Annotated in this window: 7 protein-coding genes; 2 read left to right on the top strand and 5 right to left on the bottom strand. The window is 37.0% G+C overall.

From position 1 onward, the window contains the following. Both GX311_03175 and hflX read left to right on the top strand, forming a co-directional pair. The coding region (locus tag GX311_03175) for an energy transducer TonB (protein ID NLK15378.1) at positions 1-614 on the top strand (614 nt) is incomplete at its 5' end. Positions 615-739: 125 nt separating this feature from the next. Next, the gene (gene hflX, locus GX311_03170) at positions 740-1,969 is read left to right on the top strand and encodes a GTPase HflX (GenBank protein ID NLK15377.1); all 1,230 of its coding nucleotides are present in this window, start codon (positions 740-742) and stop codon (positions 1,967-1,969) included. On the opposite strand, the gene radA is transcribed toward hflX, so the two are convergent. The 5 genes from radA to GX311_03145 all read right to left on the bottom strand — a co-directional run bounded on the left by radA (position 1,966) and on the right by GX311_03145 (position 15,812). After that, positions 1,966-3,315, bottom strand: coding sequence for a DNA repair protein RadA (gene radA / locus GX311_03165; GenBank protein ID NLK15376.1), 1,350 nt, complete (start codon positions 3,313-3,315; stop codon positions 1,966-1,968). The two genes, hflX and radA, sit on opposite strands and share 4 nt — an antisense overlap. 7 nt (positions 3,316-3,322) lie before the next feature. Next, entirely contained in the window at positions 3,323-3,760 is a 438-nt protein-coding gene (locus GX311_03160; GenBank protein NLK15375.1) for a hypothetical protein, read from the bottom strand. A gap of 77 nt (positions 3,761-3,837) precedes the next feature. Beyond that, positions 3,838-4,233 carry a DUF4296 domain-containing protein gene (locus tag GX311_03155; protein NLK15374.1) on the bottom strand — a complete coding sequence of 132 codons (396 nt, stop codon included), beginning with the start codon at positions 4,231-4,233 and terminating at the stop codon, positions 3,838-3,840. A 29-nt stretch (positions 4,234-4,262) separates the two neighbouring features. Beyond that, positions 4,263-5,195 (bottom strand): type IX secretion system membrane protein PorP/SprF, encoded by a 933-nt coding sequence (locus GX311_03150; GenBank protein ID NLK15373.1) that lies wholly within the window; start codon positions 5,193-5,195, stop codon positions 4,263-4,265. A gap of 84 nt (positions 5,196-5,279) precedes the next feature. Continuing rightward, the gene (locus GX311_03145) at positions 5,280-15,812 is read right to left on the bottom strand and encodes a T9SS type B sorting domain-containing protein (protein NLK15372.1); all 10,533 of its coding nucleotides are present in this window, start codon (positions 15,810-15,812) and stop codon (positions 5,280-5,282) included. Between the last annotated feature and the right edge of the window lie 455 nt (positions 15,813-16,267).

Raw genomic sequence — 16,267 nt, 5'->3', positions numbered from 1 at the left:
GTTTTATGCTAGTTGCTTTCAACTGGACAACTAAAGAGCGTTCTGTTGGTGATTTAGGTGTTGTTGTGGCTATTGACTTAGAAGAGGAAATGATAGCTACAGAAAGAGAAGATGAACCCGAACCTCCACCACCACCAGAAGAGCAGCAACAGCAACAAGATGTAATTGAAGAATTGATCGTTGTTGATAACACAGAAGAGGTTGCCAGTATCAATATCGACACAGAGGCTACTGAACATACTATGATTACTCAAACCGAAATAAAGGTACAAGCAGAGGAAATTATAGAAGATGAACCTGAAATATTTTTAGTGGTTGAAGAAGAACCAGAGTTTCCTGGCGGAATGCAAGCATTGAACGAATATCTTGCATCAAACACGAAATATCCTCAAATTGCGAAAGAGAATGGTATCACTGGTGTTGTTTACGTCAACTTTGTTATTGACAGTAAAGGCAAGGTTGGTAAAATAAAAGTTCTAAGAAGCGTCGACCCTTTATTAGACGCTGAAGCAATAAGAGTTGTTCAAAGCATGCCTCAGTGGAAGCCTGGAAAACAAAGTGGCAGGGCTGTACATGTTAGTTTCAACCTACCCGTTAGATTTGTTCTACAATAATTATTTTTTCATTTTAAAATTTAAGTTTTTAAGTTGAAGCTCCGAATTTATTATATTCGGGGCTTTTTTATCAGATTAATAATCATAAATGGGACAATGTTACAAAAACTGGATTTTTAAAACAGATGACAAAAACAATATTTTCCACATCAAAAAAAATCGAAAGAGCTGTATTGGTTGGACTTATTACCAATGAACAAAGTGAAGAACGCGTTAAGGAATATCTCGATGAATTAGAATTTTTATCCTATACAGCAGGTGCAAAGACAGTTAAGCATTTTACCCAAAAATTAGACTCCCCCAACCCAAAAACATTTGTAGGAACGGGTAAACTTGATGAAATAAAAGAGTTTATATCCGAAAACGAAATTGATTTAATAATCTTTGATGACGAACTTTCTCCTTCACAACTTCGGAATATAGAAAAAATTGTTAATTGCCGCATTCTTGACAGAACAAACCTTATTCTCGATATTTTTGCACAGCGAGCACGTTCAGCACACGCAAAGGTTCAGGTTGAGTTAGCACAGTACGAGTATCTTTTGCCAAGGCTTACCCGCATGTGGACACACTTAGAACGCCAACAAGGAGGTATTGGACTTCGTGGTCCGGGTGAAACTGAAATAGAAACAGACAGGCGGATTATTAGGGACAAAATTTCTAGATGCAAGGAGCAACTAAAAAAAATTGACCGACAAATGGAAACCCAACGAAAAAATCGTGGAAACCTGGTTCGGGTTGCATTAGTTGGATACACAAACGTAGGCAAATCAACAATTATGAATCTGATAAGCAAATCGGAAATTTTTGCCGAAAATAAGTTGTTTGCCACTCTCGATACTACTGTTAGAAAAGTGGTTATCGAAAATCTTCCCTTTTTACTTACTGATACTGTCGGTTTTATCAGAAAACTTCCTGTACACTTGGTTGAATCGTTTAAATCAACACTTGATGAGGTGAGGGAAGCAGATATCCTTATTCATGTTGTTGATATTTCGCATCCAAACCATCAAGAACATATGTCAGTCGTTAAACAAACTTTAACTGATATAGGTGCAGGTGATAAAACTGAAATTGTAGTTTTTAACAAAGTTGATGCTTATTCATTTGTCCCGAAGGAAGAAGATGACCTTACTCCGATTGAAAAAAAGAACTACACTTTAGAGGATCTTAAGAAAATGTGGTTAGCGAAAATTAATAATAAGTGTGTTTTTATTTCGGCAACAGAGAAATATAATATCGAGGAGTTTAAAAGTGTACTTTACGACTGTGCAAAACAGATACATAAACAACGCTACCCATACGACGACTTCTTATATCAAACAAAATTTATGGATGACGAAAAAACCGACTAGCCTTTTGTCAAAAGCTTGACCAAAGACCTAATTTCATCAACTATAATATTTTCGCTTATTTGAATTTCCTTTTTATGGGTTGAAGTAATTATTCTTTTAAAACCCAGCCGTTTAGCCTCTTCAATTCTCTGTACGATAGATCTTATTGGTCGTATTTCACCTGAAAGTCCAATTTCTCCCGCAAAGCAGGTGTCTAAATCAATGACTAAATCTAGGTAGCTTGAAATAATTGCTGCAGCCAATGCCGTATCGGCAGCTGTGTCAGTTATTTTTATTCCTCCTGTTACATTCACGAAAACATCTCGAGTACTTAGTTTAATCCCCGCACGCTTCTCTAAAACAGCAAGCAACATATTTAGTCTTTTTGGGTCGTATCCAGTTGAAGAACGTTGCGGAGTGCCAAAACTTGCGGTGCTTACTAACGCTTGAACCTCAACAACCAATGGCCTAATCCCTTCATAAACAAGGGCTAAGGCAACTCCAGGAAGTGGTTCTGTATGAAAATCAACCAATATTTCTGATGGATTTGGTATCTCTTTAAGTCCCGTTTGCTGCATCTCAAAAATCCCAATTTCAGAGGTGTTACCAAATCTGTTTTTTGAAGTTCTAAGAATTCTAAGTCCGCTACTTTGATCACCCTCGAATTGTAAAACTGTATCAACCAGATGTTCAAGGACTTTTGGACCAGCAATATTGCCTATTTTAGTAATATGACCGACAAGTATTAACGGAAAGTTGAGAAATTTTGCGGAGTTAATTAGCTGATATGCCGATTCCCTGATTTGACTTATTGTACCTGGGATTGATTCAAGATTGCGACTTTGGATTGCTTGAATTGAGTCAACAATAACAATATCGGGTTTAATATCTTGAAACAATTGACACAGGTCCTCAACAACAAGTTGGGTGGTTATTAATATGTTTTCGTGTGCTACTCCGAGCCTGTCGGCACGATCTTTTATTTGGGCTTCGCTCTCTTCACCTGCTACATACAGTGTTTTCCACTGTTTATTTTTTAAAGCTAATTGTAATAAAAGAGTTGATTTACCTATACCAGGTTCGCCACCTATTAAAACTACGGAACCAGGCATAAATCCTCCTCCCAACACACGATCAAATTCACCTATTTTGGTTAATTGACGTGCATGCTTTTCCTGTTTTACCATATTGAGCTTGGTTGGCTCTTTTATAGAAGCTTGCGATTTTTTTGATAAAGAGCCTCTTCGTTGTTCAACTACTTGCTCCTCAATGGTATTCCATGAATCACACTGAGTACACTTTCCCATCCATTTTGGAAAAGTAGCAGAACAGTTTTGACAGACATATAAAGTCTTAACTTTGGACACAACTGTTTTAGTCCTTCAAAAATTCAAGTTGAGCAAAAACATCCCCTCCATCACTCCACTCAGCTTTATCATTATATCCTTCTACTCTAACAAGGCGTAAAACATCTCGTGAAATGACTTCAATAACGTAATTTCCACGATAATCTACCTGATTTACTTCAAAGCGAATGGTGTCAGATATTTGTAATCTTAGCTTAAATTTTTTTCTAAATATTGAGTAATCTCCATCAACAGAACTTAAAAGACTATCTTTTTGATTGTAAATTCGAGCTTTAACAGTTTTATCATCATAAAAGGTCCATCTGGCTATTTTTGTTGTGGAGTCGGGTACTCTAAAATCCATTTGTTTCCAAGTTCCGATAATATTATTCTCTTTATTTTTTTTACATCCGACTACAGCTATAATTGCTATACCTATGATTAAGAAAATTGTTTTTTGTCTCATTGCAGTTTAAATTTTACGATTGCAATATATGGTTTTTTTAGGAGATCTAAAAAAAACTATATAAATACTTGTACTTTTTAATGTTCTGTTTTAGTTTCGTATTCTGCTTGTTTGGTACTAAGTATTTCGATTATTTCGTCATACATCTTATCAAATTCGTCTAAGTTGTCACAATAATAACGCAAAGATACATCAAATCTCTCTTTTGAAATATTGTACCGTTCAAGAATATCTACATAATAATTCGGTACCGTATTTACTTCAATACGTCTGTTATTTAATGCGTTAATAAGGACTGCATCAACAATATGAATATCAGAAATCACATGAATCATTGTATCTCTTGGAATTATCAGCAAATTTGTTGATTTGTCTCTAACTCCTGAACATGAATTAATTATTAAAAGAGCAACAAGGCTTAACAAAATATTTTGACAAAGAGATAACGACCTGCTCTTTTTATCTGTATTCATTATTTGTACGTCTATTATATATCCTACAGTTAACGAATTTTACGACGTATTCCTCCTGTATCCTTAATTCTATTAAACTTAACACCAATCATAACTTCGTGACTACCTGAGCCAAAATTACGCAACTTGCTTATCATTATGTCGTACGAATAACCTATATACAACATATCTTGATAATTGTATCCACCAATAATTGCAATAGCATCTCCTGTTCGCCATGATACACCTGCCCAGGCCATTTTACGCCATATTCCTTTCACATTTAAGTCCATTTGTAAAGGAGCTGCTCGTACTATCTTAAACATAGTAGCCCCTTCAATATCAATGTCTCTGTTGATATTGTAGCGGTATCCTCCGTTGATAAATATGTGATTATTGAGTTTAGACATTACCTTACCACTATACTCTTCTAAAACTTCCAATTTGTTTCCAAAAAGTTGATTCATGCTAATTCCAAAGTAGAATTGTGAATTATAAGCATATACACCAAGACTGGCATCGGGAAGGTACCTGACATAGTAGTCAGGATTTAGAGAGACAGCCGGTTCCTCTACATCAAACCTTAAAGATGACATATCTATTTTAAATTGTTTAAGACCCAAAAAGGCTCCTCCTGAAATTCTTATGTCTCTATAAACCAACACATTGTATGCATATGAGCCATATATTCCAAGTTGATTTGTTGGACCTGTAACATCACTAAAAATAAATCCACCATAGCCCATAGGCATAGATTTGTGTGGTCCATATGCACTTAAAAGATATGTTCTTGGTGCATCTTTTATTCCAGCCCATTGATAACGATAATTAGTTCGAACCTGGTAATAGTCATGAATACCACCAATAGCCGGATTAAACACATAGTCATTAAACATGTACTGCGATAACTGGTACATTTGTTGAGCCTGAGAAAAGTTGATTCCGAGAGCTGCAATTAATAATAGGGTTTTTATCTTTTTCATCGCTTGCTGTTTTTTCATTTTTAAAATAATGTTTTGGCTTTTCCATGAATCCGAGGTTTTCCTCGGATTCAGAAATATGCCAGACTATCGTATAATTGTTATTGGTCCTGATATTTTCTTCGAATAACTATCAGTTGAGTAGTCAATTATGTAATAGTATGTTCCTACAGGCAAATCTTTGCCTTTTTTGTTAGTTCCATCCCATTCTGCATTTGGATCTGATGATTCAAAAACAAGTTGTCCCCAACGATTGAATATTTTCACTGAAACAGTATTAAAGAGCTTGAATCCTTCCATTTTCCATGTGTCGTTGAAACCATCTCCGTTTGGTGAGAAAGCATTTGGCGGATTAAATTCACCTAATACTCTTACAAGTACTGAGTCTTTACTGTAACAGTAGTGCATTTCTGTCTCGCTGAGTTCGAATGCAGGAGTTTTAGCTAAAACTTTATAGAATGTACTATCTATAGGCGTAACTATTGCACGTGTTTTAGATTCGTTAAGTACAAAACTTCCTGTTTGTGTTAAGCCTTGAACAGTAGTATAAAGTTGTTCACTCCATGTATATTCTGCTCCTTCTACCTCTTGATCTATCTTCACTAAAGCAGAGTTGCCTACAAATATCGATACAAGCGGCTCGTTACCGTTAAATCCACCTAAATCGGGGTCAATTTTGTATGCTGATACTTTAACGTCAGCAAAATCAAAGTTGTTAGCTTTTATAGAATCGGTATCATAACATCCATCTTTATATACTGTTAGATAATAATAGTTGTCTCCATTATTTCTGCTAACAGTTGTATAGAAAGTTGAATCGTACGTTTCTATGATATTATTTACGCTTTCCCAAGTAATTGAATCGCAGCCTATGTCGATATAATCAAGGTCATGAACGCTGTAGTAACTTATCAATTCTACGGTATCGCCAACACAATATGTTGAATTATCATCATAAAGTTCTCCTTTAAACCTAAATCCCGGATTAGCAGTGATATTGGTTAAAGCAAAGAGATATATTGAATTTTCGACTGGACAACCATAGTCTTTGTAGGTCACAGTAACTGTGTGTTCTCCTACTCCAATATTACTGATTGTTTGTCCTGTTATTGAATCATTCCAGATAAAGTTATAGTCATTTACGTTTGGCTGTGTTGGCAATTCAATATGCGGATGTTCGTAAGCCGTCACGTTTGCTGTCAATTGTCCATCATCGGTATGATTATTACAAGATGGATGATTGTCAATATCTATACTAACCGTCATGTATGGTACAACACTTCGTAGATTTAGTGCCTTTTGTTCTGACCAACAGCCGTAAGAGTCTTCTACTTGTAGTCTATATATACCTCCACTTAATCCTTCGATTGTGACAGTATCAGATTGTTCAGTGGAAGATTCTTGATATGAAATACCGCTTGAGTACTGGTATGCATTGAATACATATGGTGCAGTTCCTCCAAATATTTCAGCGGTTACAGAGCCATTAACGTCAGAATAACATATTGGCATAACTGAGTCAATAACATTAAATTCAAGTAGTGCTGGTTCTGTTAGTGTTGCTTCAGCGGTTCGATAACAGGTTGAACTGTCTGTAACAGTGACATAATAAGTGCCTGGGGCAAGATTCTCAGCTCTTGGACCATTTAATGTAGAATCATGCGACCATATATAAATTATATCTCCTATTGCATCAGTTACAATTGCTTCGATTACACCGTCATTATCTCCATAACAACGTGGACTGAAGGTTATGAGTCTGACAACCATATCGCTATTATCAATCATTTCTACCGTATCGGTGTCAGTACAGCCTTTGGCATCAACGATTGTAACGTAGTACATTCCTATTCCAACGCTATCAAGTATTGGGTTATCAACTTTAACTATCGTGTCTTGCCACTCGCTGCTTGTCCAATAATATGTAATTGGTGCGATAGCTCCTGTACTTTCAGGTAATTCTGCTTTTACTATACCTGTAGGTTCGCTACACGCGGTTTTTTGTACTAATATGGCATTCAAGCCAAGCGGTTCGGGTTGGGTTATTTCTATTGAGTCAGTAATTTCAACAAATCCATACTTATCGGTAAGTGTTAAATAATAAGTACCGGCTATTAGATTGGTAATAGTATTACCAATAGAATCTGTACTCCAAGAGTCGTGTCTCCAACGGTACTGGTATGGTTCTTCACCACCTGTTCCTTGTATACTTATCGAACCGTCATTAAACCCGTGACATGTAACATGGTTGATAAATATTGTATCGTAAGATATTGTTTTATTCAACACTTCAATTGAGTCTATCCATTGACATGGATTTGGATTAGCATCGGTTACAGTAACATAATACCAACCATAATTCAAGTTTGTTATTACATAACTAGTTCCAATGTTGTTTCCTTCAGCATCTTCCCAATTGTATGAATATGGAGGAATACCACCAACTGCTCCGGCTTCAACAAATCCGAAATCTGCCACATCTCCACCAACGTCAGGATATGACCTTAATGAAACATATAAAGCGTTGCCTGTTGGCACAGTGAAACTAGTTACCTGTTCACAACCGTTTGCATCAATAACTCTAACTATCTGATTTCCTTGATACAGTTGAGTATTAATAAATGATGTTTCTGTGGTATTGTTGATATCTCCGTTTGCCCATATTATTGTGTATGGACTTTGTCCATTTACAATTGTCACTTCGGCTTGTCCATCATTACGTCCAAGACAAGTAACACTAACTGTATTGATTACAGATATTTCCATGTCTGTTGTTGATTCAACTAAAACAGTGTCTCTGTAAACACATCCTAAGGCATCGGTTAATGAAAGTGTGTAATAACCCACTCCAAGGTTATAAATAAAGTCTGTGCCGTTGCCATCAATAACAACACCTGGTTCTAAATATTTTGCCCAGTTATAATTGTAAGGTGCAACTCCTCCAGAAACATTGGCTTTGACACTACCTGTTGATGCACTACAGTCTGTTTCAGTAATTACAAAAGTAACTGCTATCGGATCAGAGGATGCAATTGTTATACTGTTAGTCGTTGTACAACCCAAGTTGTCAGTTACTGTAATATTGTATGTTCCCGCAGTCATATCTACAAGTGCAGAATCACTTCCAATAGTATTTCCAAGACCATCTTCCCAATGGTATATGTATGGTGCAACACCACCAGTTACTGTAACATAGAAAGATGCTATTGAGTCACCTGCACAAACTATCGGTTGAGTGAACACAAAGTCTGTTACTAATGGTGCATTCTCTTCTATATTAACGTCGAAGTAAATTACACATAAATTTGCGTCTGTAATTGTAGCCGTATAAGTGCCTGCTGCAACATTAGAAATTGTCATTCCTGTTTGTCCGTTGCTCCAGTTTACAGTGTATGGCGCAGTTCCTCCAATAATTCCTATGGTTGCAGAACCTGTCACCTCTCCAGCACAGTTTACGTGGGTAATATCAATAACCTCAGCATACATATCTGTATCGCTTTCTAGTGTTATTGTTTCTGAAACTGAACATCCTGTGTCATCAGTGATAACTAAGTCGTATATGCCTGCAACAAGATTGGTTACTGCAAAACCAACAGAGTCGACACTCCAATTGTCATTTGACCAGGTAACCACATAACCACTTCCAGAACCTCCTGTGATATTTGACACAGTCAAACTACCATTATTTTGACCACATGAAGGTTTGGTTGTAGTTAATTCATACTCAATTAAACTTGGTTCACCAATAGTAAAATCAGTTGTTTGTTCGCAACCTAAGTTATCGAACACTGTAACAGTGTATGAGCCAGCAGCAAGATCTATACGACTGCTATTTGTATCTCCGTCTGGCCATAGATAAGTATATGGAGATCCATTACCGCCTGCCGCACTAATTGTTGCCGCTCCATCGTTGTATCCAAAACATGACGCGTCTAGGATACCTGAAACTGTAAGCACAAACTCTGCGGGTTGACCTATAAATATTTCTTCCACAACTCCACAGCCATTTTCATCTGTTACTGTTACGTAATAATACATTCCTCCATTAAGCCCTGATGCTGTGTTTCCTCCAGGTATTATATTGCCAAATGCATCTTCCCAAGTTATTGTAACAAGTCCTGTTCCTCCTATAACACTGACAACTGTTGCTTCTCCGTCGTTGCCATTATAGCATGTAGCATCTGTTACATCAACAACAATAGACATTCCTCCAACGTCGGTAATTTCTACACGTGCTACTGTCTCACAGCCAAGAGCATCTTCTACTGTAACGTAGTATATGCCTATGCCTAGTGAACCCACGGTTGACGTTGTAACACTACCTATTGGATCGGGCCAGTGATAAGTATATGGAGGTATTCCATTTTCCGGAGTTAATGTTGCAGTTCCATTGCTTAAACCACAGTCTGCTTGAGTTGTAGAAACATGTACAACAATTTGTACTGCAGGATTAATGACCACACTATCGTTAGCCTGACATCCATTAATATCAGATACGGTAACAAAATACTTACCAGCATATAGATCTGAAGCTACTGCACCGGTGAAAGGAAGTATATTGTTGTCTTCGTCTCTCCATTCAAAAGTATATGTTGGTGTTCCTCCTTCAACAATTGCTGTTATTGAGCCATCATTGTTGCCATAACACTGATTATGGGTAATTGTAAAGTCGCTAAATTGAAGCTCTTCTGGTTGTGGAACTATTATTGTAGTATCGGCTGTACAACCATTTTCATCAGTTACGGTAACACTAACTGTTGAGCCTCCACAAAGTGATGTTTCTGTATCGGTGGTTGAACCTGTTGACCAGATATAGCTAACTATTGCACCTGAACCTGAAACATTGACTTGAGCAATTCCATCACATTCACCATAACAACTTACTGGGCTTAGCCAAGTAAATCCATCAATTTGTAAATCAGAGTTATCTTCTAGTTCAAACTCTTTTGTTTCAGAACATCCTTTTGAGTCTTCGACTTTAACAGAATAGTTTCCAACTGCTAATGAACCTATTGAGACTCCTGTTCCAATATTTACGTTTGCACTATTATACCATGTAATAGTTTCACCACCGTTACCTCCCGTAATGTTTATTACAGTTGCGGAACCTGTAGGATTATTACATGCACTTGCTGTAACATCTATATCAAAGTCGAGGATTTCAGGTTCACCTATAGTAATAACAGAATCTGGTATTGTACAACCATTGGCATCTTTAACTTTAACAGTATAATCGCCTGCCGGACGGAAAGTCAAAGAGCTTTCTATTCCAATAAGATGATGTTCAGGCGAATACCATTCAATAGTATAAGGAGGATTGCCTCCGGCAATTGTAATGGTTATTTTACCATCTGTTCCACCGTTACATGAAACATCTGTAATACTTACATCTGTTATTTCAAGCAATGGTGGTTCTGTAATTTCCACACTATCAATTTTAGTACAATTGGCTTCATCAGTAACTGTAACCCAATTCCATCCGGCAACCAAATTGCTGGCTGTTTGTCCTATCTCTCCTGAAGACCATTCGTATAAATAGCTGCCAACTCCTCCTGATGCAGTTGCTGTTGCCGAACCTGTGTGTGAACCTCCGTTATCGGTATGACACAGAGGAGAAACAATATTTGAGAAAAGTACTGTTATTTCATTTAATGTTTTTATTTCAACAGAATCGTAGTGTTCGCACAAATTACGATCTACTACTGTTAAGAAATACCAACCAGCTGCCAATCCGTCAATTGTTTGACTAATTGTACCATCTTCCCATATATATGTGTAAGGCGGATTGCCTCCAGTAGCTTCAACTGTCACTGATCCAGTAGATTCTCCTGAACATGTTACATGAACTGTATCGGTAATAGTTAATTGTATGTCAACGTCTTCTATAACTACAGTGTGAGTAGCATAGCAGCCGTTTTCATCAGTAACTGTTAATGTATATGTATCGGCACACAAATCTTGTATTGTGTTTGTTGTGTTTCCATTACTCCACATATAGCTTAGTTCACCTACACCTCCTGTCGCTTCCACAGTAGCCATACCATTACAGTAACCTTCTGGGAAAGTACTCGGAGCAAAATTTAAGTACCATTTGAATATATATCCATTATCTACAGGATTATTGTCTGTTACTTCTAATGTCCAGTCTCCATTAAGTGGACAACCAACTAAAGATGAGAAGTTTCCCATAGGTTTATATGGGCCTGCAGGTACATATAGTTTGTTTACATGTTCATTGCCCCCTAAATCAGTATAGGTATATCTTGCTTCAGGAACATTTGCCCAAGTATATAAGGCTTCTGAATCTTCAGTAAAGATATAAGTAAAACCTTCACCCGGGGTCAAATCATCATCTCCGGGATCACGAACAGGTTTGCCTAAGTACCTACCACCTCCAACTTCGTCTGTAAACATTAACGAACTACCATTAGGACAAATTAATTTTATTGTTAAGTCTCTTAAGTAAGAGTGCTCCATATTGATTGCTATTGATTCAATATCTGCTGTGCTTTGTACGACAGCACCATCGGCAAAATCAACGTGCGTAATAGTAGATGTATATATATCTCCATCTCCGTCAGGCAAGAACGTTGTATCAGCTTCAATTACTGGTAAGCTACCACACGAATATAGTGAATCAATTAAAGTAATAACTATCGGATCGGGATCTATTACTGTGTAAATAGCACTTGTTTTTATACACCCATTATTGTCTGTAACGGTTACTTGATATGTACCTTCACCTAATCCTGTAAACTCTCCTGTGCTATTGGTATCTCCTCCAGTAATGGTATAAATTAAGGGAGGTGTGCCACCCGTAGCTTTAAATGTTATTGCACCATCGTTAGCACCATGGCAAGTAATATTTGTAAACGTCTCTTCTGTAATCACAATCTCATCAGGATTGGTAATTGTAAAAGAGGAACTAATTGCCGGGGGACAACCATTAATATCACTTACTGTCACACTATATGTGCCAGCAGATAAACCGGTGAAAATTCCAGTATTGTTGCTAACCCCACCTGTAATAGTATAAGTTAAAGGTGCTGTACCACCAGATGCGACTATGGTTACTGTACCATTATTATCATTATAACAAGCAATATCTGTAAAGGACTCACTGTCAATGGTAATCACAGCAGGTTCGATAATTGTAAAAGAGGAACTAACTGCTGGTGGACAACCATTAATATCACTTACTGTTACACTATATGTGCCAGCAGATAAACCAGTGAAAACTCCGGTGTTGTTACTTGCACCTCCGGTTATTGTATATGTTAATGGTGCTGTACCACCTGAAGCAACTATAGTTACTGTACCATCAACCGCGCCAAAACAGCTAATATCAGTATATGACTCACTGTCAATAGTGATAGCGGCAGGTTCGATAATGACAAAAGTAGAACTTATTGCCGGCGGACAACCATTAATATCACTTACTGTCACACTATAAGTGCCAGCTGATAAACCAGTGAAAACTCCGGTGTTGTTGCTTGCACCACCGGTTATTGTATAGGTTAAAGGTGCTGTGCCACCAGATGCAACTATGGTTACTGTACCATCAACCTCGCCAAAACAACTAACATCGGTATATGACTCACTGTCAATAGTAATCACAGCAGGTTCGATAATTGTAAAAGAGGAACTAACTGCTGGTGGACAACCATTAATATCACTTACTGTCACACTATAAGTGCCAGCAGATAAACCAGTGAAAACTCCGGTGTTGTTGCTTGCACCGCCTGTTATTGTATAGGTTAAAGGTGCTGTACCACCAGATGCAACTATAGTTACTGTACCATCAACCTCGCCAAAACAGCTAATATCAGTATATGACTCACTGTCAATAGTGATAGCGGCAGGTTCGATAATAACAAAAGTGGAACTTATTGCTGGCGGACAACCATTAATATCACTTACTGTTACACTATATGTGCCAGCTGATAAACCAGTGAAAACTCCGGTGTTGTTGCTTGCACCACCGGTTATTGTATAGGTTAATGGTGCTGTACCACCTGAAGCAACTATAGTTACTGTACCATCAACTTCTCCAAAACAATTAACATCGGTATATGACTCACTGTCGATAGTAATAACATCGGGATTGATAATTGTAAAGTCACTACTAATAGCTTCAGCACAACCATTAGCATCACTTACTGTTACTTTATAAGTACCAGCAGATAAACCGGTGAAAACTCCGGTGTTGTTGCTTGCACCACCTGTTATAGTATATGTTAAGGGAGCTGTACCACCTTCAGCCTCTATAGTGACTGTACCATCGTCTGCATTATGACATGTGATATTGGTGTAACTTTCACTAGTAATAGAAATAGGATCAGGTTGTAAAATTTCAACCACATCACCTTTTGTACATTCATTTTCATCTTTAACTCTAATTTGGTATATTCCGGCACTTAAAGGTCCAAACACGTTAGAAGAGTGCCAGCTCGTACCTCCATCTATAGAATATTGCAGTATTCCAGTGCCTCCCGTCGCGTTGACAGTAATACTGCCTGTTACATCTCCATAACAACCGGTAATGTGTGTTATGTCTATTCCTGTAATTTCAAGTTTAGGAGGTCCTGTTACTTCAACACTATCAGCATATAGTGTTTCACAATCATTGTCGTCTTTTACCCAAACAGCATATTTTCCTACTGGTAAACCTAAAAAATTACCACTACTGTTATTTCTTGTTCCAATAGTACTATTCTCTATAAAATATTCTATATTACCCCATCCCCCTTCTGCCATAATTGCTATAGAACCATTATTGTTCTCGTAACAAAGTGTCACGGGTTGTGGCGTTACTTTTTTAATAATAAGCTCAACCGGTCCTGAAATAATATCATAACCTTCTCGATTAACCTCGCACCCTAAACTATCTTTGACATGGACCTTATAGCTTTTTGGATAAAGATGTTCAAATAATTTGGAGAACGACCACGTGTCTCCACTATCTATAGAATATTGTAAACGTGGATGTCCTCCAGAAGCTATAATTTCCATTGCTCCTGTTGGTCCATAGCATCCTACTACGTGAGTTCTTATCACTTGATTAATAGTAAGTTGTTTTGGATTAATTAAGCTAATCTTACCACAATCAACCGAATCTAAATGTTGCATTGCATCACGTATAACAAACTCGTAAGTACCTGATTTAAGATTCAAATACTCATTGCTCGGCTGCCAAACATTATAAAGTGGGTAACCTTCATCAGTTGAAAAAGACATCCTATATTCATAAGAGCCAGAACCACCCGAAGCATACAAACGAATAATACCATCAGAGTCGTCCGTACAGGTTACTCTTCTTGTAAATAAACTATCATAACTAAGTGGGGCTCTTACACTAACTTCGATATTGCTCAATACGGTACTCTTATTACATGTTGAGCTGTCACTTGATACTGTAACATTATAATAACCTTCCGATAGTCCTGTAAACACACCATCTTGATTACTAGAACCTCCAGTAATTGTATATGTAAATGGTGCAGAGCCAATCTTTTTAATAAATATGCTACCATCACTTGCTCCAGGTGTTGATACTCCTGCCACACTATCATATACAGTTCCTAACGCGTAGTCAGTTGAGTAATGACGGTTATCTACACCTTCTATTTCATAAATAGCTAGAGGTAAATCGCTAGCATCTGCATTATCGTGATAAGTTACCTGCCAAAAAGAACGTATTATTGTATCAGTACTATGAGGATGAGAAGAGTGGACAATTACAGAATCAACTGCCCCTGAACCACTAGTAGGATAAATGCTAGAGAATGTTCCCTTTTCTGTAGTTTCTTGATCAAACCAAATCACAAAAAACCTAACGTAAGATTTTGTGACAACTGGTGCTTTTGCAGCTTTTAAAACTAATTTAGCATCTGTTTCGTTGCAGAAATGATAGACTCCTCCTTTGGCCAACTCACCTTTTCCTGTAATGTTTCTTGGAGTTACTCTTTCTAGCTTTATTCCATTTATTTTTAATTTACGATTTGGATTTTCTCGGATAACCAAATGGTCTTTGCGAACGGTTGCATCGTTTACTAAAATGCTGTATGCTTCATTTCCTTCTAAAACTAAAACATTACACTCTATTAAACTACTAACAGTAACATCTCCTTTTATAATTATAAAATCAGCAAATGTTTTTACTGGCGTATCCAAAACAACTTCCCCAGTAGCATCTATATAAACTGAGCCTTTTAATTTGATGTCAGAGTTTATAGTACCTCTACTGTCCGTTTTCAAAACCCACACACCTTCAAATTCATCAACAACAGATGACCTGACTTCAATCACTCCATATGATGAAATTTTAGTTTCGGGGTTCCCACTTATCTTGCCGGATCTCCAATATAGGTTTTCAACTTCAACGTCATTGTCAATAATGATATTGCTATCATAATTATCAATAAAGACATTGTCAGTTTTTGACGGAACTAATCCTTCAACAGATTTTGCTGCTCGGAGTTCCCACATAGATGGATCATTCCATCTTCCTGTTCCTCCTTTCCAGTAAAAATCTCGTGCCATCAAGCCTGTCATAGGGATCAAGGCTAATGATAGGATAATTAACAAACGTCTCATATTATTAGGATTAAAATTTTTCATATGTCTGTATTTTTTCGGTTTGAGATCATATAGGACTTATGTCCCCTTTTTAATATCTTTAGTTTAAGTTAGTTTCATGCATATATCCCTATGTATCGGGCTCAAATTGTCGTATTCAATTAATTATTATTTACCACAAATAACTTTGAATCTGCCTCACAGTACGTTTTCAACAAGTTATAAACATTTTGACAAATATATACCAAAATGTTGAACATTACTACAATACGGTCTACAGTTTTGATTATCTCATTATTTTGAGAGGTGAAAACCTTAAAATGTCTGATTATTGTATTTACAAGGAACCTGATTTTATGCTAATATTTGCGCTTGTAATATTACAGCGAAAAGTTGATATACGTTTAACAGTTAATCAATAATTTGATGGGTTCTATCAAAAACGGATCACTTGTTCACTGAATTTGTTGAAGCAACCTTATACACAATCATGACCT

The organism is Bacteroidales bacterium, assembly GCA_012519055.1.
GTDB lineage: Bacteria > Bacteroidota > Bacteroidia > Bacteroidales > Salinivirgaceae > JAAYQU01.
Note: the sequence above shows the minus strand (reverse complement) of the source record. Positions and strands in the feature narration are given on the sequence as shown.